Raw genomic sequence first — 20,475 nt, forward strand, 5'->3', positions numbered from 1 at the left:
CTTCCTTTCTATAATCCTAAATTCTTCGCAATGATCACTTTCATGATTTCATTAGTACCTGCATAAATGCTTGCTACAGGAATATCCCGGTACCTTCTTGCGATTTGATACTCTTCCATGTAACCATATCCCCCATGGAGCTGCATACATTCAGTAGCGATATGACGGGCCATTTCAGTCAGCTTATATTTGGCCATGGAAACCTTCGTCACGACATCTTTCCCATCCATATGTTCGGAGATCAAGCCATCGAGGAAAGCCCTGCCCATTTCAATATCCGTCGCCATTTCTGCCATCTTAAATTGTGTATTTTGAAATTGACTTATATTCTTACCAAACGCTTGGCGGTTCTTCACATAATCCATCGTGAGAGAGAACATTTCTTCTGACGCCGTCTGTGCGGCAATCGCTACGACAAGACGTTCCTGCTGGAGCTTATTCATTAGATAATGAAATCCTTTTCCTTCATCCCCAATAAGATTCCCTTTGGGGACCTTACAATCTTCGAAGATAAGTTCGGCTGTATCCTGACAGTGCAAACCAACTTTATCCAGCTTTCTTCCCCTGGAGAATCCGGGTGCACCCCTTTCAATGGCAATCAAACTGATCCCTTTGTGAGATGGGCTGATGGTCGTATCTGTTTTACATGCCACAATCACCAGATCCCCTTGTATACCATTTGTAATGAAGGTCTTTTGACCATTTACAATATAATGGTCCCCCTCAAGCTTGGCCGTCGTTTTAATCCCTGCTAAATCTGATCCTGTACCAGGCTCAGTCATGGCAATGGCCGTAATCATTTTTCCACTCGTGCATGCGGGGAGCCACTTCTTTTTCTGTTCGTCGCTTCCATATTCAGATATATATGGGACCACAATATCATTGTGCAATCCTATACCGATCAAACCAGAGCCCACCCGTTCCAATTCTTCATTAATAATGACGGAAAATCCCCAATCCACTCCACTTCCACCGTACTCTTCATCAATGTCGGGACAAAGAAATCCTTGCTCTCCCATTTTGGTCCAAAAGACCCTTGGAACCATTCTGTTTTTCTCCCAATCATCATAATAAGGATAAGCTTCTTTAAGTAAAAATTTTCGAAGTGCACTCCTGAATATGCTATGATCCTCCGTTAAATAAGGATGTTTCATGCGTACTCAACCTCTTTTCATATGGGATTCCCTTTATTAAGCGTTTTCATTTTCATGAAAAGTGAATGAACATGCATTCATTTAGTGGTTAACATTCACCATAGTTTTAAATGGTTACTTAGGCTGCATCCTAATCGCGCCGTCTAATCGGATGGTTTCACCGTTCAGCATTGGATTCTCGAGTATACTCTTTACTAATTGAGCATATTCAGAAGGGTAACCGAGCCTTGGTGGAAAGGGCACCATTTTCCCAAGCGAGTTTCTTGCTTCATCAGGCAGCGTGTCAAACATCGGAGTATGAAATAATCCTGGCGCAATCGTCATCACTCTGATCCCCTCCCTTGCAAGCTCCCTGGCAATCGGAAGTGTCATCCCGACCACTCCACCCTTTGATGCACTATAAGCAGCCTGACCGATTTGCCCATCAAATGCCGCAACTGAAGCTGTATTGACGATAACCCCTCTCTCCCCATGCTGGTTTGGAGTATTCCCCATCATCCTATCCGCAGCTAAACGAATCACATTGAACGTACCAATCAAATTAATCTCAATCACCTTGGAAAAATGCTCAAGAGAATGAATCCCCTTTCTTCCTACCACTTTCCCAGGCGGGGCAATCCCTGCACAGTTCACCACAGTATTTATCCCTCCAAAAGCCTGTATGGCCCCGTTCAAAGCCTCTGAAACCTGATTTTCCTTTGTTACATCTGTTTGATAAAAACCAATGGATTTCCCATACTCATGTTTTAACGCAGCTGCTCTCTCTTCATTGAGATCCAGGATATAGGCCTTACCACCTTCATCAATAATCCTTCTTACTGTAGCTTCACCCAGACCGGATGCACCACCTGTCACCAAAGCCACTATTTCTTTTAATTCCAAGATAAGTCCCTCCACTCATGTAAAAGCATATACATTAATTTTAGCGTTGTGTGGAGGAAAAAGATATAATGTTTTTAAAATTCTGTCTACTTAAAAATCCCTTCCCTTACTTACCAAGGATAATGAAGCATCACTTGTCAAAAATAAGAATGTGACAACCATTAACAATTCAGGAGGAAACAACGATGACAAATAAAAATGATAATCGTGAAAGAAAAAATAAATACCCAAACAACAAAAAAAGCGATACTGAATTCTCGAAAGAAATCAATATCCGCAGTGAAGTAACGAAGAAGGATTTAGGAAAAAACCAATAAAATAGAACAGGTTTTAATTGAGTTCAGGATAACAAGCCTGTGGAAGAGACGTTTTTGTTCTTATGGTCCCCATAAAAAAAACAGACTCACGAATGAGTCTGTTTTTGGGTCTGTAAAGTTAGATTATGCTTTACGAACGTTAGCTGCTTGTGGTCCACGAGCACCTTGTTCAACGTCGAAAGATACTTCTTGACCTTCGTCAAGAGATTTGAAACCTTCACCTTGAATCGCTGAGAAGTGTACGAATACGTCGTCTCCACCTTCTACTTCGATGAATCCGAAACCTTTTTCTGCGTTAAACCATTTTACTTTACCATTTTCCATGTTTGTTGCCTCCTAAAGTGCGTTACACACAATGTATTACTATTCTTGCGATATCAGGTGAAAACCAAATCTTGTTCTTCCCTCGTATACCGGACAAAAATAATTCTTCTATAGAATAACAGTAATGAAACAAATAAGCAAGTTATTCAAGGAGAAGTTTTGAAAGTCAGACCTCTCACACGACCTTCCCCCATCAAATGTTTTTATAGTTATTAATGAATACTACCTTTATGCCCATTAAAGCGCTAACAATATTTTTATCAAGATTTATCCTTAATGAGACTCTAAAATGAAGGATAAACTGTGGTATAATGAGAGAATATGAAAGGGAGTGCCCAATGAAATCCACAAAAAATCGGTTTAGTAATGGCGCAATGGTTACGATAAAGGAAACTGGAGAAACAGTGACAATATTGAAATGGCAATACGTTAAAAACATGAAGCGATACTCGTATATCGTAAAAGAACATCCTGGCACGTTTTATTTTGAGGAAGAATTAGAAGTCAACTAACAGAATGATCATATCATAATATAATTTTTCAAGGACTCTTACGTGAATGCCAACAGAGTCCTTTTTACTTTTAATGGCATGACAGTGCTGGCTGTTTAATACTTAGAATCCTTGATAAAGATTTGATCTCCATATAAAAGAAGAAAGCCTGCATCTTTATAAAGATGCAGGCTTTCTTTATGTATGACCTGTGAGGGATTCGAACCCACGACCCCTTCCCTGTCAAGGAAGTGCTCTCCCACTGAGCTAACAAGTCGCAATGGAAGGTATATATTAAATTATAGTCATGATGAGAAAAATGTCAATCATTTTTTATTCTAAACATTTATTTTCTGGGAATCCGCGAATAAAAGAACGTTCGTTCGCATATACTGTGAGTACACTTCCAGGAGAGGAGCCCAAAATGAATACGGTATTACAACGCTCATTCATGGACCAACGCCCCATTGTAATCATCTATATGACTCCTGAATCCATTTGCACGAAAAGAAAGATCATCGTAAAAAAAATCGATGAGGACATTATTCTTGCCTATTGCTTTTTACGCAAAGAGTTTCGGAGATTCAGACTACATGATATTTTGGCCGCTTATCCCCTTCTTCCTTATACAAAACGGACCATATCCTAGTTGTAAACTAAAATGCGTGAGGCCGACCTAATCAGGTCAGCCTCACGCATCTTTGTTTATGCTGTTGCTTTTTTCGGTGCCTTGTCTTCTCTTTTAATGAAGAATTGTAACGCGAGCATAACAGCAAATAATACTAAACCAATGATGTCTGTGCTTCCCTCCGGATAGATAAGCATTAAACCGGCTGCTACACAAAGGAAACGTTCAACAACATACACTCGGCGGTACCAATACCCGATCATACCTGCCCCTATTGCCATCATTCCGGTTATGGCCGTAAAGACAACCCATAATAATCTCGGGATGGTTGTATCAATCATCAGCAACTCAGGTGACAGGACGAACATATACGGAATGATAAAGGCGGCAATCGCTAATTTAGCAGAATTGACCCCGGTTCGTATCGGCTCTCCCCCTGATACCCCGGCGGCGGCAAATGCTGCAAGAGCCACTGGTGGCGTGATATCTGCAATGATACCAAAATAAAAGACGAATAAGTGTGCCGCTAACTCAGGTGCACCTAACAGGATGATCGCCGGTGCCGCGATTGTCGACGTGATTACATAGTTGGCTGTTGTTGGTGATCCCATCCCTAACACAATCGATGCAATCATCGTAAACACCAGAGTCAGGATTAATTTACCTTCTGTTGAATTTGTTAAGTCTGCAGCAAGGTCTACTAAACCATTCGCAAGTGTAAGACCTAATCCGGTTTTCGTCACTACCCCGACAATCATCCCTGCAGCAGCAGTCGCTACAGCTACGGAAAGAGCAGTACGGGCACCATCTACCAGTGCGTCGACTGCATCTCTAAACCCAATCCTTGTCTCTTTCCGAATCGCGCTAATCACGATTGTAGCAACAATTGACCAAAGCGCTGCACGCATTACACTCATACCGCTGACTAATAAAATAATGACTGTAAGAATCGGCATTAACAAATAGATTTTCTTTAAAACTTCTTTACGATTCGGCATTTCTTCATCTGAAAGACCGCGAAGACCGATTCGCTTCGCTTCAAAATGAGTCATGATCCAAATTCCTGTAAAATACAAAAGAGCAGGAATGGTGGCAGCCTTTGCAATATCCCAGTAAGAGATACCACCTATAAATTCAACCATTAAGAATGCTGCAGCTCCCATGATTGGCGGCATTAATTGGCCACCCGTTGACGCTGCTGCCTCTACTCCACCAGCGAACTCTTTACGATAGCCAAGCTTTTTCATCATTGGAATCGTAAAGGATCCCGATGTTACAACGTTCGCAACGGAACTTCCGCTGATCGTTCCTTGCAGTGCACTCGAGAATATGGCAACCTTTGCAGGACCACCCGTGCGTTTACCGGCGATCGCAACAGCTAAATCATTAAAGTATTGACCCACTCCCGTTTTAACGAGGAAAGCCCCGAATAACAGGAATAGGAATATGAAGGTTGCTGAAACATATAATGGCGTTCCAAGAATCCCTTCACTTGTGAAGAACATCGTTTTAACGATATCGTCCCAATCATAGCCTCTATGTGCCAGGAATCCAGGCATCAATCTTCCGTAATACATATAGAGAATGAATGAAGAAGCAATGATGGTGATGGGCAAACCGACCGCGCGACGGGTTGCTTCTAATACTAAAATCATCGCAGCAAAACCAACGTAAAAATCAAGTGATGTCATTAATCCGACTCTGCTGACAATGTCATCCTGCATGATTGGCCAGTACGCACCAATCCCGACAGATATGATAGAGAGAACGACATCATACCAAGCCACTTTATCTTTGCGTAAATTTTTCTTTCTTGCCGGGAATAATAGAAAGACAAGTGATAAAGCAAACCCCAGGTGTATGGATAATAATAATTGTCTAGGGATGAATTGAAAGATGGATGCTACTAATTGAAATAATGAAAATGCTAATAAACCAAAGAATATGATCCATTTGAACAGTCCATGATGGAGCTTTCTCGTCGATGATTCAGGATCGTACTTTTCTAGTAATTCTTGTTGTTGTTCGGAGGTCAATGATTCAAATTCTTTATCTTTTTCCAACAACAGTCACTCCTCTCCACTGATCATAAAGTGATTGTTTCTTTAATTGAACCCGGACGACAGACCCTTTATCGAAATAGTCGGCTAAAGGATAGGCCTTATCATCGATCACGAGTCGATGATTGGCAACTACCTGCCCGATTCGGATATCAATGAACGGAAACACTTTATTCATATTTGAAATTAAATATTTTCCTTCTTTTGTTACTTTGAAGGTTTCATCTCCTTCTGCATTCGCAGGCATACCTATGGCAGTATCTTCATAAAGTAGCTTTGTTTGTTGAATTTGATTTGTAGATTGGCGATAAAACTCTTCTACTTCTGAGAGATGAATAGAATGGGTGTAACGAACCGAAAATGAATGATCGTCAGGAAGTTTGAAAAGGGCGGCGGTCCCATCTGTATTCCTGGGTTCGATTACTATAAAAGTTTGAAAGGGTATAAAGATGATGATTAAGAGAACGGGAATAATGAGAATTGCTCCTGAAAATGAATATTTCTTCAAAACGAAGTCCCCACCATTCCATTTTATCTACTGGCTTATTTCTCCAGATATTTAGCCTTTTCCAAAACAAAAGAATAGACCGTTATAAGCGGCCTATCCCTTCGTCCATCTTCTGGTGTGGATTTATTCCATTGAAACGCCTTTTTCATCAAAGTATTTCTTCGCACCAGGATGCAATTCAATTCCCATACCCTTCAGTCCATCCTCAGCCTTGATTAACTCACCTTTGGCATGAGTGATTGCATCTGTATTTTCAAAAATGGCTTTCGTAACATCATAGATTACATCTTCGGAAATATCGGCATTTGTTACTAACATTGCACGAACAGCAACTGTTGTCACTGCCTCATCGACTTTACTGTACGTACCAGAAGGAATTTCGTCCTCAGAGTAGTACGGATATTTCTCGATCAGCTCACTGATTTTGCCGGATTCTACAGGGACGATTGCGATGTCTTCCGTAGCTGCCAACCCTTCAACCGCTCCTGTTGGAGTACCGGAAGTGATGAACGCTGCATCGATTGTGCCATCTTGAATACCAGTTGTTGAGTCATCAAATGATAAATTACGAGCTTCTAAGTCTTCTAACGTAATTCCGTGAACTTCTAAAATTTGTTTCGCGTTCAGTAATGTTCCAGATCCGGCTTCACCGACAGAAACAACTTTTCCTTTCAGATCTTCAACGGATTTGATACCTGAATCCTTTGTTGTGACGATTTGAATCGTTTCAGGATATAGAGTGGCGATTCCTCTTGCGTTTTCAACTTTATTATCGCTGAACATTTCAGTTCCTTCCGATGCATAAGATGCGATATCGGTTTGTGTAAAAGCGATTTCAGTTTTACTGTCTTTAATGGCAGCCATATTTTCAGCCGATGCCCCAGAAGTAGAAGCCGAGGATTTGATTCCTGTTTCATCTTCAATGATCTTAGCGAATGTTCCGCCTAACGGGTAATATGTACCCCCTGTTCCACCTGTAGCAATTCCAATGAAGTCAACCTCTTTGTTACCTTCACCCTCAGATGATCCTCCACCTGATCCGCCGCCACATGCAGCAAGAACGACAGATAGAACTAGAAGTAGTGCAGTGCTTAGAAATAAACTGCGTTTTTTCATATTCTAATTCCCCCTATTAAATTTTATACGTTAACGAAATAATTGTAACACAGTCTGTAACAATCTTGTCAAATCAAATACATAAACCTTTAACATTTTTCATAAAAAAACTATCCTCACACAGTACATTGCACTCCAGACCCGTAATGTGGCTTGTTCCAATCTTGTCAGTTATTTCACAAATGTATAGAGAATGTATAAAGCGGTTACATTCCCCACCCGTTTTTTTCATTCATAGGGCATATTTGTCCATAAAAAAACTGAAAAGGAAGAATACCTCTTCAGTCCATCTGGTATATATCAAGATGCATTCTAACCTATTAACTCTTCATCCTCAAACTTCATCTTATCTTCTTCTGAGATATTTTCTTCACGATCCCTCAAGCTATGTGCAATTCTTGAAGATGCATTCGCCGCAATACTTGCCACGATATCATCTAAAAAGGTATGTACACCGTTCCCGTTTTTCGTATCAAGGTCCCGGATGATACCAATCTTATTTTTATCAAGATGACCAAAGGTAGTGACAGCGATGCTACCATAACCAAGTGCTGCACCCAATGCAATCGTCTCGTCAACTCCAAATAAACCCTCATCTGATTCAACAATCGATTGAAGGGGCTCTGAAAGCTTCTTCTCTTCAGCAAGTTGATCTAATTCCACCCCTACGAGAATTGCATGCTGAATCTCCCTTTTCAACAGCACTTTCTTCACACTGTCGATACAATCTTCCATATTTAATCCATTATTATATGGATACTGCATTTCATAGACGATTTCAGCAATATCCTCTATTAATACGCCCCTATCTTTCAGCCTCTGCAAGGCAGCTTTGGTTACATCTCTTGAATGTACAGGTTTGCTCATTTCAATACCCCTCTCTAAACAGTCCATCAACTTACATAAATTATAGCATTGTTTTGAATTTTCGTATTGCAATCCGCTTTAGGGAATTATCCTGGAGAATATGATACAATCTTTCTGTAAACGTTAACACTGATTATAGGAGGCTATCGTCATGACAACCGCAAGAGGAACTGTAACCGAATTAAACCTCTTTAGTAAAGAACTGAATGAAGAGATCAAGATGCTCGTATACCTTCCAGCAACTTTTTCTCCCCTCTATAAATATTCACTCCTGATTACCCAGGATGGGAAAGACTACTTCCAGCTTGGAAGAATACCTAGGTTAGTCGATGAACTTCTCGAAAACAGGGAAATTGAAAACATGATTATCGTCGGGGTTCCTTATAAAGATGTTGAGGATCGCAGAAGAAAATATCACCCACACGGTGAAGAAAATGATGCTTACATTCGCTTTTTAGCACATGAATTGGTCCCTTATCTGGACGAGCATTATCCTACCTATCATATGGGGATGGGCCGTGCCCTGGTTGGTGATTCATTAGGAGCGACAGTTTCACTAATGACCGCATTGAAATATCCAAATACATTCGGCAAGGTTCTCCTTCAGTCACCTTTCGTCAACGAGAAAGTGTTAGAGGCAGTGGAAAACTTCTCACAACCTCACCTATTAAGCATTTACCATATCATTGGTCAGCAAGAAACAGAGGTGAAAACGACCGATGGCAAAGTTAAAGACTTCTTAAATCCCAACCGTCAGCTCCACCAAACATTCGATCAAAATGGATTCTCTTCCTTTTATGATGAATTCGACGGGGACCACACTTGGAAACACTGGCAGCCTGATCTAAGACGTGCCTTGAAGATGATGTTCAGCTAAACAATTACTCATCCATCCTGACAAGCATCCACATCAAATGAACGCAGGGAAGCTATTTTTTACATTTTGAAAAGTACCTTCCCTCTTTCGTTCGCCCTATATTAAATTTTTGAAAAATTTGCTATACTATACATATTACAAAGATAGTTAAATAGAGGAGGATTGAAGAAAATGAATTATGGTATAGTCATTTTCCCATCGAAAAAGCTACAAGATATCGCAAACTCTTATAGGAAACGTTATGATCCTCATTATGCTTTAGTTCCACCACATTTGACATTAAAAAATGTCTTTAGTGCAGATGATGATCAGATTAAAGATATCGCTAATAAATTAGCTGCTATTTCAAAGAAATACGATCCATTCAATCTTAAGGTGTATAAAGTAAGTTCTTTTCAGCCTGTGAACAATGTGATTTATTTCAAGGTGAATTCCACTCCTGAACTGGAAGGGTTACACGATGACATGCATAGTCAAAACTTCATGGGTGACGAGCCGGAATTCGCTTTCGTTCCTCACATAACTGTCGCACAAAAGCTTTCAAATGATGAACACTCCGATATTTTCGGATCATTGCGTATGCTTGGAATCGATCATGAAGAAACCATTGACCGATTTCACTTGTTGTATCAATTAGAAAACGGGTCTTGGACAGTATACGAAACCTTCCGTTTAGGAAAGGAAGAGTAAGAGTTGAAAGTCGAAGTTGCCAAAACAGAAGATCAAATCCAAGAAGTATTCAACATAAGAAAGACAGTGTTTGTGGAAGAACAAAAGGTTCCCCTTGAAGAAGAAATCGATGAATTCGAAAATGATTCCACACACTTTGTCCTCTACGATCAAAACCACGCAGTAGGTGCCGGTCGATTCCGTATTCTCGACGGAATCGGGAAAGTGGAAAGAATATGCGTTCTAGAGTCTGTTAGAGGAAAAGGAGCAGGTCGTGAAATCATGCTCGCCATCGAAGAATACGCTAAGCAACTGCCCTTATCTCAATTAAAATTAAATGCTCAAACATATGCAATCCCTTTTTATGAGAGCTTAGACTACAAAGTTACGTCTGATGAATTTCTGGACGCAGGAATCCCTCATAAAGCGATGAAAAAGGATATCTAAAAGGAACAGGCAATTAAGCAGATCAGCTTAATTGCCTGTTCCTTTTTTGCTTTATCAATTCCCATATAAAGAAGTATATTACATTATCAACTCGTCGATAATGAGATAGTGTATGGGAAGGGGGATCCTTATGGAATTCATGTCGATTGCCGTCGAGTTAATCGTAGGATATTTTGCCTTATTAATTCTTACAAAAATCCTTGGTAAGACTCAAATCACACAGATATCTGCTTTTGATTTCATTTCAGCTTTAATATTAGGTGAACTTGTAGGTAACTCCCTTTATGATGGCAAAGTCAGTGTGCTTCCGATCCTTACAGCTATTTTCATTTGGGGCAGCTTGATCTTTTTCACGGAGTATTTTACTCAGAAATCGAGACGATTCCGCCATATGCTGGAAGGAACACCTGCATTGATCATTAATAAAGGGAAGATTAACTTTGATGAACTCAAGAAGAATCACTTAGATCTTAATCAGCTTCAGCATTTACTTCGTGCTAAAGATATTTTTTCAGTCAGGGAATGTGAATATGCCCTATTAGAGTCTGACGGTACACTAAGTGTCATTAGAAAGCCCCTTTATGAAATCGTTCAGCGCCAAGACCTGAATATCCCTGCGAAAACAGCTACTCTCCCACTATCTTTAATCGTGGACGGAGAAATCGTTTATGATAATTTAAAGCTAGCCGAGCAGAAGGAGGATTGGCTGTTGAATGAAATAAAAAAACAAGGCTACCTCTCTTCCGAAGATGTTTTATACGCCGAATGGGAAGAAGGAGAAAGCCTGTTAGTTCAAGGGTATTAATGGGGCATAACGATGAGTTCATTCTCTCTTATCGCGAAGGATAGGAGGTTCTTTCTTTCAAGACTGGTAAGATAAGCCGTCACCGACGTTCTGAACAAGAGCCATTGCCCCACATTCGATACAGCTATTTTATGTAATTGCAAATACTCTTTTACTACTTTTTCAAAGGAACAACCTTCTGAACTCTCATTCACAAGTGTGAGAAGTGAGTTCATTCGTTCTTCATGAAGATCGATATTCTCTTGGACCGTTTCAACATAGTTCTCTTCATAGTTTCCGTGACCTGGAATTGCTCCTTTGCATGTAATGTGAAGGAGTTTTTTTAATGAATCCAGGGTTTGATCCGCATCAATAATAAACGGAATCACATGCTTCTCCAATGTCTCCCTTCCAAAATAACTGTCCGCAGCATATAAAATATCATCAACAAGCAGTCCCGCCTGACCATATGAATGTCCCGGTAAGTCAATAGCTTCAAAAGTGAAAGGCCCGATGGTATTTTGACCAACATTCAATTCACCATCAATCCCCACTGATTGGCCCTCGAGGAATTTATTTCTCAATTCATTTATGGGATTAGCACCATTGAATAAATAAATGGGCTCCAGGATCGAATTCTCTATAATCGCTTTTTCTATTTTAGGAGCAAATAATTGGAGGCCGTCTTTTTTCTTCAGGTAGTGAGCTCCGCCAAAATGATCTGCGTGGGCATGGGTGATTACACAATAATTCAGGGGCAGGCCTTCGTTTGTTAGGATTTTGATCACTTTCTTCACCGAAGAATCATCCAGTCCGCTGTCAATAAGGAGCCCTTTTCCCTCTTTCACGCAGTAACCTATCGTAACGCTTCCTGTAAATGCGTAGCAGTGCTCAGTAAGGCTTTGTAGTTTCAAGTCATTACCTCCAGATATGTCAGGGGCTCAAGATCAGTTAAATAAAAAACCTCTAAGGAAGGCTGCTCCTTTTGGGATTTTTCAATTTGCCTATATATGCCCCCCTTAAACTTCTTATACATATTCGTTAATATGGTTTCCTTTTCCTGTTAACTGGGCAAATAAATTTGACGGGATGGACGGTTTAGTGAATGTTTGATATGAAGTTTTGCGTTGATTTGATCGATATACATGATTGGATGTTCCTGTCTCTTCAGGATGAGCTTGAGATTTATTTTTCATTGGCTTCACTGGTTGGACGGGGAGAAAGGTGAACGGATGCTTTTCAACCTTTAATTCACGCTCTTGATACTGTTTATATTGATGGTGAGGAATTGGAGCGATATATCCCATTTTCATTACCCCCTTGTTAGTAAATACCCATTTAAGGTTCTGCAATAAACTTTCTGGTGGCTATCCGTTTGCCTGCTGAGATTCTGAGGGGAGGTGTAGAACGTGAGAACGTACACAATAAAAAGAAAGGAGAATTAACATAAAATACGTGCCTGAGCACATCTTTATGTCCATTCTCCTTTATTTTAGATAAATCTTTATTTCTTTTTATTTAACATATTGGAAATGGTTCCAAAGTCTAATTGCTTTCCATCATTCACAATCGACTGCACTATTTTATTTTCCATTTCCTTGTTTACAGGTTTATTGGCAATTTTGGATACGCGTTTAATGACGCTTCTGACCGTTGCTTCATCTTTGAAGTTTGCATTTTGTAATGAGTTCGCAAGCTCTAACACTTCGTTCATGTTAACGCCTGTCTTCTTCTCTAAATTCTTAAAAAAGTTATTATTCATTTCCTTCACGCCTCCTTTTAACTATAAGCATCATATGTAAAAAACCCAGGAGCGTGATTATGAATTGATTCTTTTGAAGGTTGAGGATGTTTTTATTTATTTTAGATCGTCTTTACACGATTTTTTTGGAGGAATCGTTGAAGGTTGAAAATCTCTTTGGTATGGTAAATGAATTTAGTGGCCATAAGAATGTTTACTATCGACTTTTGGTCACATATTATCGACTTCGGGCATTATATTATCGACTTTTCTGATTTATTATCGACTTTGGGCATTATATTATCGACTTCGGCCCTTTTATTATCGACTTCCTACCGGTTCAACTTCACCACGTTTATTTCCATCACCTTTACTGGCACTTCAAACTTATCCATAATTCTCAAAGTGACGCTTCCCCCAATAAAACAAAAAGACAAAATCCCTCCTATGAGGATTCTGCCTTTTGTACCCCTTTCTAACAGAAGCTAGCTCCAACGATAATTAAAAGAATGAAAAGCACAACGATCAATACAAAAGTCGAACCATAACCGCCTCCGCCATAACCGCAGCCACCGTAACCATATCCATACATTTTAGTATCACCTCTCTTTTACCTTTAGTCTCTTATAACATATGTAAACAGAGAGGTGAACGTATGGGCTTTTCGATAATTTATTGTGTGTTTGTCCAATTATACAAGTCGAAGGTGAGATTTCCCTCACTGTCCAGCTGGGCAAGGAAAATGGATTCAACCTGCAATTGTCTTTTGGTTAGCTCTTTTTGTAACCAGGGCAGGGGAAATCCAACTTCCCGCAGGGCCGCTGCATCTATTTTCCCGTCTGAAATGACGGCCTGTGGAGGAGTGGACTTTGGTGAGATGTTATATAAATCTTCCCGAACAAGGGGCCTCTTTTCTCTTTTGAGTAAAACACTTAGGTCCCCATTGGTGTCAAGTGTTGCAAACTCTACGTCGGCAGCACGGAAAACATCTTTTTTCCTCAATTGTTCCAGCAGTTCGTCCACGGAATACTGTTCTTTTTTTAAAGCCTTCTCATCAATCTCTCCATCTTTAATAAATACGGTTGGTTTTCCTTCAGCAAATCTTCTGAACCGAATGCTTTTCAGTGACAAATAGGAGAACAGGAGTGGGAACGCAAACCATAAGAGGATGCTCATCAGACCTTCACTTAATGGCAGGCCAAGATCCATCGAGAGCGTTCCTGCAATGCTTCCAACCGTGATTCCTGTAATGTACTCATAAAAGGAGAGTTTAGAAAGCTGTTTTTTCCCTAATAATTTGGTAATGGCGAATAGGGAAAGTAAAATGAATATACTGCGTAATGCCACCTCTAAGTACTCAGGCATCAATCTTCACCTCTATTATCCTTTTGGCTTAAAAAGGAGAGCTCCAATGAAGCCGAATATGATTGCGGAGGAGATCCCGGAGCTTGTCACTTCAAACATACCCGTAAGGACTCCCACTATCCCGTGTTCCTGTGATTCCTGCATGGCACCATTGACCAGGGCGTTGCCAAAGCTCGTTATTGGGATTGTCGCGCCTGCTCCGGCAAAATCTATGAGAGGCTCATATAAACCAAATCCTGAAAAAACCGCCCCGGCCACAACGAGTAAGCTTAGTGTATGAGCCGGTGTTAATTTAGCTACATCAAACAGCAATTGACCAATCACACAAATGATCCCGCCTATTGTAAAGGCCCAAAAAAACATCGCTAACACTTCGTTTCCTCCTTTCCTTTACATATATTCGATGGAAACTGCATGAGCAATACAGGGGATCGTTTCCCCTTGTTGAAATGTCAGGGGTGATAACAAAGCTCCCGTCGCCACAACCAAGATGCGTTTATAAGTTCCTTTTTTCATTTCATTTAATAGATGTCCATAAAGGACGGTAGCTGAACACCCTGGGCCACTTGCTCCAGATTGGACTGGCTGATCATTTCCATATATCAGCAATCCGCAATCTTGAAACTGATGATCCGAGAAGTTATAGCCCTTTTCCCTTAACATTTCAACTGCCGTCTGCCGACCGATCTTGGCAAGATCTCCAGTGATGATCAGGTCGTAATAAGAAGGATCCCTGCCCAGATCTTGAAAGTGACCCGCTATGGTATCCACAGCGGCTGGTGCCATGGCTCCTCCCATATTAAAGGGATCTTTCAACCCCATATCCATAACCTTGCCGATGGTCGCAGATGTAACTCTGGGTGCAAGCGTATTGACTGACGCTCCTTCTCCGATTACCGCATACCCGGCACCGGTCACGGTCCACTGTGCTGTCGGAGGCTTTTGACCTCCATATTCAGTCGGGTAGCGAAACTGTCTTTCTGTTGCGGAATTGTGGCTTGATGCCCCTGTCACAATATGATGAGCTCCATGATAGTTAACCAGGAATGCAGATAACGCCAGACCCTCCATGGATGTCGAGCATGCTCCGAATAATCCGAAGTAAGGAATTCCGTTGGTTCTGGCAGCAAAACTTGATGGGGTAATTTGATTAATTAAATCCCCCGTCAAGAAAAACTGTACATCGCTTTTTTGTAGAGACTGTTTTTCCAGGGCGATTTGAACGGCATCTTCAATGAGTGTTCGATTGGCTTTTTCGTACGTATTCTGGCCCATCCACAGGTCATCGTAAAACTGATCGAAGTCCGCAGCTAAGTTCCCTTTCTTTTCAAAGGGTCCACCAACGACACCGGTAGACAGTATGACGGGATGTGAAGGGAATACCCATGACCTTGAACCTTGAAGCATTATATCACCCCCAGTTGTATTAAGATCGTCTTGATTAATGCAACGACAAAAGCAGAAAATACTCCGAATACAATAACGGAACCCGCCAGTTTAAATATGTTACCGCCAACCCCCAAAACATATCCTTCTGTTTTATGTTCGATGGCTGCTGAAATAACAGAATTCCCGAATCCTGTTACCGGAACCGCACTACCAGCTCCGGCAAATTGGCCAATATGGTCATAGACCCCAAATCCTGTCAGTAGCATTGCTATAAATACCATCGTTGCAACGGTTGGATTTCCTGCGGTCTGCTCAGTAAAGTTGAAGTAATAAATGTACATATACGTAATGGCCTGTCCGATTAAACAGATGAAGCCCCCAACAAAGAATGCCTTGATGATATTTTTCAGTAGGGGGCGCTTTGTTTCATATTGTTTCTCTAACTGCTCATACTTTTTCTGCTCGGGTGTTTTTGGTACTTTCCCCACAAAACATTCCTCCTACGTTTTTTCCTTTTGAAGCTTTACGATCTCCTGAAACTTCTTTTCCGCGTCCTTCTTTGAAATTGAACCCCTCCTAAGTTTTTCCTTTAGGCGGATCGTTTCAAGAAATATCTTGTAATCACTGGATAAAATAAAGTCTTCACCTGAGTACTTATCTTCTAGATATTGATCCATCTTTTTTTCGATTTTCTTCATATGGAATCTTTGTAAGTGCTTCACTTTGTATACAACGAGCGTTTCTTCTTTTCCTTGTATGACCGCTACGTCATAAAGCTCTTTCATTTTCGAAATTTCTCGCTTGATGGCGTGGCCGTAGCTATCTGTTTCAGGATTATCCACTAACTCAATAGGTGGTGGATCGGTTTTCTTCATAAGCGCAATCTTGCTATCGTTTCCATCTTCTTTATTGGCGCAGCCTATCAAAACCAGTAAAGCAATTGGCCAGATGATTTGTTTTTTGTTCATGACATATCCCTCTTTTGTTTGTACTCACCTTTTATTTTTTTCTTAAAGTCAGATTTTATGAAAAAAAAAAAAGACTGCCCAATATGAGCAGTCTTATCTTTTCTTTGCTTTTCCACAACCGCAGCCCTTTTTCTTAATGGGAGTATTGGTTGGTTTCTTGGTATTTACTGAAGTATTCTTCATCATAATCGACCTCCTTTACCATCCCCCTTGCATTCATTGTATGTGAAATAAGGTAAGCTTGTTTCCACTAATTACCTAAATTTCATTCCCTTATCCAACTTTGGACAGCCGCCTCTATTACAGAAGCGACACCAGCAACTGCCAATACTGTTATCACCGGGGTGAAAAATACAGGAATGAAAATATTTCCTACATATAGAAATACAGCAACCCACATCCCTGTACACCAATAGCATGATAATAGTTCCCCTACAAACCCTTTTATTCCACCTTTTTTAGGTAAAAGAAAGATTTCTTCCACCCCATCTTCCGACATTTCCGGTACTTCATCAAAAAATGGAGATCGTAAAAATTCCGTGATTTTGTCAAAGACGATGAGGTGAGTCATTCTAAACACAGCAAGCCCTAAGATAATGATGTCAAGTATCCCCATACTCCCACTCCTTTTATTTGCTAATATCCAGCCCAATTTAGTCAAAAGGGGCATTTGTCCGTTACCCAATTTCCTCTCCTACAATATGTTATTAATGTAGTGAAAATTATTTAAGGAGGAAAATTCTTATGGGTTGCGGAAATTACAGAAAAGATGACATTGCAGGTGCAAGAGATCGCGGTTGTGTATGCCTAGCTGTTCGAGCTATTAAAGATGTTCAAGATGCAGCAGATCAAGACTGTTTTGATTGTAAAAATGATTGTTTTCTTGAGCCATTAGGATCTTTAGTAAGTCCAGTTGGAAATGCACCAAATACTCGTGTTTTCAAACTCTACAATAAAAAAGGAGACCTATTCAAGGTACACCCTAAACATTATTGCTGGAAAACGCCTTACTTCCGAGTGAAGAATGTATTTGACGACTGCTGTGCGACACTTCAAGTGTTGAAGAAAGTTCACGTTACAGGTGCAGACGTAGAATCTGAAGACGAATTGATGGGGTTAAACAATAACTTCGAGTACGTATTAACTGGAGATTGTATCACAGTTGATCTGGATTGCTTCTGTGCTATCCAATGTATCGATGATGTTCGAGTAGAAGGCGTTTGTGACTAATAAGGAACCAGAACAAAAAGCCAGTCGGAATTTCCGGCTGGCTTCTTTTATTTCAATCCAATGATCTTGATCGCTTTTATTGAATTTCTTTTTAAAGTGATTTCTTCTCCCTGAAACGTTTTAATATCAATGGATGCACTATCCGCACTGGTTAATACACCACGATACACCCCTTCTTCTGTCTGAAACGCACATGGAAATGGTGCCCTTCCCATAATACTCTGCTCCATATACTCAATCTTCCCATCCATATCCAGGTCTTTAAAAGGAGTCAGTGGTTTAAAATACCCGTCATGTGAAGGCTCTTTTCCTAAGTCGCTGTGAATGGGTTTTGGTTCTTCCCGCTTAGATGCCTCTTTTTTTACGGATTCAGTTTCTCTTTTTACAATAGTATGATACTCAGGCTGTTTTAACTTCCCTAAAGGAGCAGCTTCAAATAACTCAGCGTTCTTCCTTTCCACAGGCCGGACGTTTCTTTCTACTTGTTTAGGTTGAACGTTTCTTGTCGATGATCCTCTATACACTTCTTGCATGCTGCTTTTCACATCATTCAATTTGGGCTGATGTATATATAATAGTGGCTTTTTCTGTCTATTCAATCCTATCCCTCCATTCATTCTACATTTATATGTATGCAGGAAGCGCCTATGAGTTTCTTGTAAGCCTCCTGAAAATGCTATAAAAACATAACGCTCTTTTCGCAGTGATAGTTGCTTTTTAATAAGCTCTGTCAAGGTTCAGGCTCTGTCAATTAGTTTGTGCTGGAGGTGAGGGGAACTGCTCCGCTTTCCGCGGACGTTCGGCCGAGCCTCCTCAGCTTCGCTTCCGGGGTCTCGGCACGTCCGTACTTCCGCAGGAGTCTGCGCAGTTCCCCTCACCATCTTTAACAGAGTTTTTATGACAGAGCTTCATGGTGTGCAAGAAAACAAAATAACAGAAAAAAATAATTCTTCTTCCTTAAGACAGTCATCTCTATTACCTTAAATGAGATTGTTTGCTAAAAAGATTGTTTTAATTGTTTGGATTCATACTCAGAAAGTGAGCGGAAGGATGTTCGACTCCTGCGGGAATAGCTGGACAGGTGAGACCCCGGAGGCGCAGCCGAGGAGGCTCACCGCCAGCCCCGCGGAAAGCGAACATCCTGGAGCGGAAATCAACTATTACTTTCTTCTCTACAGTAGCAACAAACCTTACAAAAAAAGGCAAACAAAAAGAACCCAGGCTACAAGAAAATTCTGCAACCTGGGTTCTGTACTATTTATTTTAACCTAATACATGATAACCGGAGTCTACATGCAGGTTCTCACCTGTGATGCCTCTTGAATAATCACTAAAGAGGAATACAGCCGTATCACCGACTTCTTCTTGTGTGGTATTGCGGCGAAGTGGAGCACGTTCTTCGATTTCTTTCAGGATGCTGTTGAAGTCACCTACACCTTTAGCAGAAAGGGTGCGGATCGGTCCTGCAGAAATGGCATTCACACGAATACCATGCTTACCAAGATCACTGGCAAGATACTTCACACTTGCTTCAAGAGATGCTTTCGCTACACCCATTACGTTGTAGTTTTGCATCACTCTCTCCCCGCCAAGGTACGTCATGGAAACGATACTTCCGCCCTCAGTCATAAGATCCTTTGCCACTTTAGCCACCGCAGTCAATGAATAAGAGCTGATGTTGTGAGCCAGAAGGAATCCGTCTCTTGTTGTGTTCATATAATCTCCAGCCAGCTCTTCTTTATTGGCGAATGCAATACAATGAGCCAGTCCGTGGATTACCCCTACTTCTTCTTTAATGGTTGCAAAACATTTTTCAATGTCCTCATCACTAGTTACATCACAAGGCAGAACAAGTGAATCTTCACCGCCTTCTAAAGTGGAGGCAAGATCTCTGACTCCCTTTTCAAAACGCTCCCCTGCATATGTAAAGATCAACCGTGCACCGGATTGATGTAATGATCGGGCAATTCCCCATGCTATACTGCGTTTATTTGCAACTCCCATAACGACATATGTTTTACCTTTTAATGAAAGAGTCATTATAATCCTCCTAATTTATACATGTTATTAGTACCTGATACTAATTCTACAGTAATCCACTACAAAAGAAAAGAAGAATTCCTACAGGATTCGCCTTTTAACTTCTTCTATTTGAACTAAATGCCTCTGTTCATGTTTACCGAGAAGCTCTAACACTTGCCATATCGGCATGTCTCCAAATCGATGATGGTTCATTGATCGACTTTTCAAGCTCTCTTTCGTATATAGTTCCAGAAAGCGTGTGGTGAATGAACGGGATTCATCTAAGGCTAGTATTAAATCTTCCTTTTTTTGGGATTCAGAGGATGGTTCGTTTGGTGCCTTCAATTTCATAGATAAATCATCAAACACAGATAGATCCGCTCTGTTTGCACATGTACCCGATTGACTCTCCGCTGACTGGAGAGCCAAAGTTAAAAATCTTTTTTCAGCTCCAGCCAGATGGAGAACAATCTGCGCTATGCTCCATTCCTCTGACGAAGGCTTTTCATTCAGCTTCTCAACAGGAACATCCATGAAGCTTCCTTTCACCCTATCCCTAATTTCAAATACTTTAGCTTCCCACATTTTCATGCCTCCCTTTAGTATCTCTCTCTTATTAAATATTAGTGGTAAGAG

The 20,475-nt window shown here is 40.7% G+C and carries 27 protein-coding genes and 1 tRNA gene; 7 read left to right on the top strand and 21 right to left on the bottom strand.

Annotation, left to right across the window (positions count from 1 at the left end):
* Positions 1 to 8: 8 nt before the first annotated feature.
* Positions 9 to 1,154: an acyl-CoA dehydrogenase family protein gene (locus TV75_RS05605; protein ID WP_044337648.1), complete on the bottom strand. Its 1,146-nt coding sequence runs from the start codon at positions 1,152 to 1,154 to the stop codon at positions 9 to 11.
* 114 nt (positions 1,155 to 1,268) lie between these two features.
* Complete coding sequence (locus TV75_RS05610) at positions 1,269 to 2,036, bottom strand: 3-hydroxyacyl-CoA dehydrogenase (protein ID WP_044337649.1); 768 nt, start codon at positions 2,034 to 2,036, stop codon at positions 1,269 to 1,271.
* 185 nt (positions 2,037 to 2,221) lie between these two features.
* Between TV75_RS05610 and TV75_RS22485 the strand changes: the two genes are divergently transcribed.
* A complete protein-coding gene (locus tag TV75_RS22485; RefSeq protein ID WP_301280415.1) occupies positions 2,222 to 2,353 on the top strand; it encodes a hypothetical protein in 132 nt (43 codons plus the stop codon).
* Between the two features lie 123 nt (positions 2,354 to 2,476).
* Here TV75_RS22485 and TV75_RS05615 read toward each other — a convergent pair whose 3' ends face one another.
* Positions 2,477 to 2,677, bottom strand: coding sequence for a cold-shock protein (locus tag TV75_RS05615; RefSeq protein WP_034763533.1), 201 nt, complete (start codon positions 2,675 to 2,677; stop codon positions 2,477 to 2,479).
* A 696-nt stretch (positions 2,678 to 3,373) separates the two neighbouring features.
* Positions 3,374 to 3,445 (bottom strand) — tRNA-Val (locus tag TV75_RS05620).
* A 147-nt stretch (positions 3,446 to 3,592) separates the two neighbouring features.
* Between TV75_RS05620 and TV75_RS05625 the strand changes: the two genes are divergently transcribed.
* Entirely contained in the window at positions 3,593 to 3,817 is a 225-nt protein-coding gene (locus TV75_RS05625; protein ID WP_044337650.1) for a hypothetical protein, read from the top strand.
* A 56-nt stretch (positions 3,818 to 3,873) separates the two neighbouring features.
* On the opposite strand, the gene TV75_RS05630 is transcribed toward TV75_RS05625, so the two are convergent.
* The 4 genes from TV75_RS05630 to TV75_RS05645 form a co-directional block, all read right to left on the bottom strand.
* A complete protein-coding gene (locus TV75_RS05630; RefSeq protein ID WP_044337651.1) occupies positions 3,874 to 5,859 on the bottom strand; it encodes a TRAP transporter permease in 1,986 nt (661 codons plus the stop codon).
* Positions 5,846 to 6,364: a DUF1850 domain-containing protein gene (locus TV75_RS05635; RefSeq protein ID WP_044337652.1), complete on the bottom strand. Its 519-nt coding sequence runs from the start codon at positions 6,362 to 6,364 to the stop codon at positions 5,846 to 5,848. The genes TV75_RS05630 and TV75_RS05635 overlap by 14 nt, the downstream gene beginning before the upstream one ends.
* 123 nt (positions 6,365 to 6,487) lie before the next feature.
* Positions 6,488 to 7,480: a TAXI family TRAP transporter solute-binding subunit gene (locus tag TV75_RS05640; protein WP_044337653.1), complete on the bottom strand. Its 993-nt coding sequence runs from the start codon at positions 7,478 to 7,480 to the stop codon at positions 6,488 to 6,490.
* Positions 7,481 to 7,792: 312 nt separating this feature from the next.
* Positions 7,793 to 8,347, bottom strand: coding sequence for a phosphatidylglycerophosphatase A family protein (locus tag TV75_RS05645; RefSeq protein ID WP_044337654.1), 555 nt, complete (start codon positions 8,345 to 8,347; stop codon positions 7,793 to 7,795).
* 151 nt (positions 8,348 to 8,498) lie between these two features.
* Between TV75_RS05645 and TV75_RS05650 the strand changes: the two genes are divergently transcribed.
* From TV75_RS05650 to TV75_RS05665, 4 genes are all read left to right on the top strand, one after another.
* Positions 8,499 to 9,224 carry an alpha/beta hydrolase gene (locus TV75_RS05650; RefSeq protein ID WP_044337655.1) on the top strand — a complete coding sequence of 242 codons (726 nt, stop codon included), beginning with the start codon at positions 8,499 to 8,501 and terminating at the stop codon, positions 9,222 to 9,224.
* Between the two features lie 171 nt (positions 9,225 to 9,395).
* Positions 9,396 to 9,914: a YjcG family protein gene (locus tag TV75_RS05655; protein ID WP_044337656.1), complete on the top strand. Its 519-nt coding sequence runs from the start codon at positions 9,396 to 9,398 to the stop codon at positions 9,912 to 9,914.
* Positions 9,915 to 9,917: 3 nt separating this feature from the next.
* Positions 9,918 to 10,340 (top strand): GNAT family N-acetyltransferase, encoded by a 423-nt coding sequence (locus TV75_RS05660; protein WP_044337657.1) that lies wholly within the window; start codon positions 9,918 to 9,920, stop codon positions 10,338 to 10,340.
* 130 nt (positions 10,341 to 10,470) lie between these two features.
* Positions 10,471 to 11,145, top strand: coding sequence for a DUF421 domain-containing protein (locus TV75_RS05665; RefSeq protein WP_082051145.1), 675 nt, complete (start codon positions 10,471 to 10,473; stop codon positions 11,143 to 11,145).
* Here TV75_RS05665 and TV75_RS05670 read toward each other — a convergent pair.
* From TV75_RS05670 to TV75_RS05710, 10 genes are all read right to left on the bottom strand, one after another.
* On the bottom strand, positions 11,142 to 12,038 hold the full coding sequence (locus tag TV75_RS05670) for an MBL fold metallo-hydrolase (RefSeq protein ID WP_044337659.1): 897 nt from the start codon (positions 12,036 to 12,038) through the stop codon (positions 11,142 to 11,144). The genes TV75_RS05665 and TV75_RS05670 overlap by 4 nt on opposite strands.
* 114 nt (positions 12,039 to 12,152) lie before the next feature.
* The gene (locus TV75_RS05675; RefSeq protein ID WP_044337660.1) at positions 12,153 to 12,431 is read right to left on the bottom strand and encodes a hypothetical protein; all 279 of its coding nucleotides are present in this window, start codon (positions 12,429 to 12,431) and stop codon (positions 12,153 to 12,155) included.
* 197 nt (positions 12,432 to 12,628) lie between these two features.
* On the bottom strand, positions 12,629 to 12,886 hold the full coding sequence (locus TV75_RS05680) for a stage VI sporulation protein F (protein ID WP_044337661.1): 258 nt from the start codon (positions 12,884 to 12,886) through the stop codon (positions 12,629 to 12,631).
* A 454-nt stretch (positions 12,887 to 13,340) separates the two neighbouring features.
* Positions 13,341 to 13,457: a YjcZ family sporulation protein gene (locus TV75_RS21380; protein WP_082051146.1), complete on the bottom strand. Its 117-nt coding sequence runs from the start codon at positions 13,455 to 13,457 to the stop codon at positions 13,341 to 13,343.
* An 80-nt stretch (positions 13,458 to 13,537) separates the two neighbouring features.
* A complete protein-coding gene (locus tag TV75_RS05685; RefSeq protein ID WP_044337662.1) occupies positions 13,538 to 14,230 on the bottom strand; it encodes a DUF421 domain-containing protein in 693 nt (230 codons plus the stop codon).
* Positions 14,231 to 14,245: 15 nt separating this feature from the next.
* On the bottom strand, positions 14,246 to 14,602 hold the full coding sequence (spoVAE, locus tag TV75_RS05690; RefSeq protein ID WP_044337663.1) for a stage V sporulation protein AE: 357 nt from the start codon (positions 14,600 to 14,602) through the stop codon (positions 14,246 to 14,248).
* 18 nt (positions 14,603 to 14,620) lie between these two features.
* Complete coding sequence (spoVAD, locus tag TV75_RS05695) at positions 14,621 to 15,637, bottom strand: stage V sporulation protein AD (protein ID WP_044337664.1); 1,017 nt, start codon at positions 15,635 to 15,637, stop codon at positions 14,621 to 14,623.
* Positions 15,637 to 16,107: a stage V sporulation protein AC gene (spoVAC, locus tag TV75_RS05700; RefSeq protein ID WP_044337665.1), complete on the bottom strand. Its 471-nt coding sequence runs from the start codon at positions 16,105 to 16,107 to the stop codon at positions 15,637 to 15,639. Before spoVAC ends, spoVAD begins: the two co-directional genes overlap by 1 nt.
* A gap of 12 nt (positions 16,108 to 16,119) precedes the next feature.
* A complete protein-coding gene (locus TV75_RS05705) occupies positions 16,120 to 16,587 on the bottom strand; it encodes a sporulation protein (RefSeq protein ID WP_044337666.1) in 468 nt (155 codons plus the stop codon).
* Between the two features lie 265 nt (positions 16,588 to 16,852).
* The gene (locus tag TV75_RS05710; protein ID WP_044337667.1) at positions 16,853 to 17,203 is read right to left on the bottom strand and encodes a DUF1360 domain-containing protein; all 351 of its coding nucleotides are present in this window, start codon (positions 17,201 to 17,203) and stop codon (positions 16,853 to 16,855) included.
* 128 nt (positions 17,204 to 17,331) lie between these two features.
* Here TV75_RS05710 and TV75_RS05715 point away from each other — a divergent pair, with 128 nt between their 5' ends.
* Positions 17,332 to 17,817 carry a CotY/CotZ family spore coat protein gene (locus TV75_RS05715; RefSeq protein ID WP_044337668.1) on the top strand — a complete coding sequence of 162 codons (486 nt, stop codon included), beginning with the start codon at positions 17,332 to 17,334 and terminating at the stop codon, positions 17,815 to 17,817.
* A 47-nt stretch (positions 17,818 to 17,864) separates the two neighbouring features.
* Here the strand turns inward: TV75_RS05715 and TV75_RS05720 are convergent, their stop codons facing one another.
* From TV75_RS05720 to TV75_RS05730, 3 genes are all read right to left on the bottom strand, one after another.
* Positions 17,865 to 18,416 carry a CotO family spore coat protein gene (locus TV75_RS05720; protein WP_044337669.1) on the bottom strand — a complete coding sequence of 184 codons (552 nt, stop codon included), beginning with the start codon at positions 18,414 to 18,416 and terminating at the stop codon, positions 17,865 to 17,867.
* A gap of 664 nt (positions 18,417 to 19,080) precedes the next feature.
* Positions 19,081 to 19,857 (bottom strand): enoyl-ACP reductase FabI, encoded by a 777-nt coding sequence (gene fabI, locus TV75_RS05725; protein ID WP_044337670.1) that lies wholly within the window; start codon positions 19,855 to 19,857, stop codon positions 19,081 to 19,083.
* Positions 19,858 to 19,938: 81 nt separating this feature from the next.
* Positions 19,939 to 20,424, bottom strand: coding sequence for a DinB family protein (locus TV75_RS05730; protein WP_044337671.1), 486 nt, complete (start codon positions 20,422 to 20,424; stop codon positions 19,939 to 19,941).
* Positions 20,425 to 20,475: the final 51 nt, after the last annotated feature.

The sequence above is a fragment of the Rossellomorea aquimaris genome, assembly GCF_000935355.1.
GTDB classification, from domain to species: Bacteria; Bacillota; Bacilli; order Bacillales; family Bacillaceae_B; genus Rossellomorea; species Rossellomorea aquimaris_B.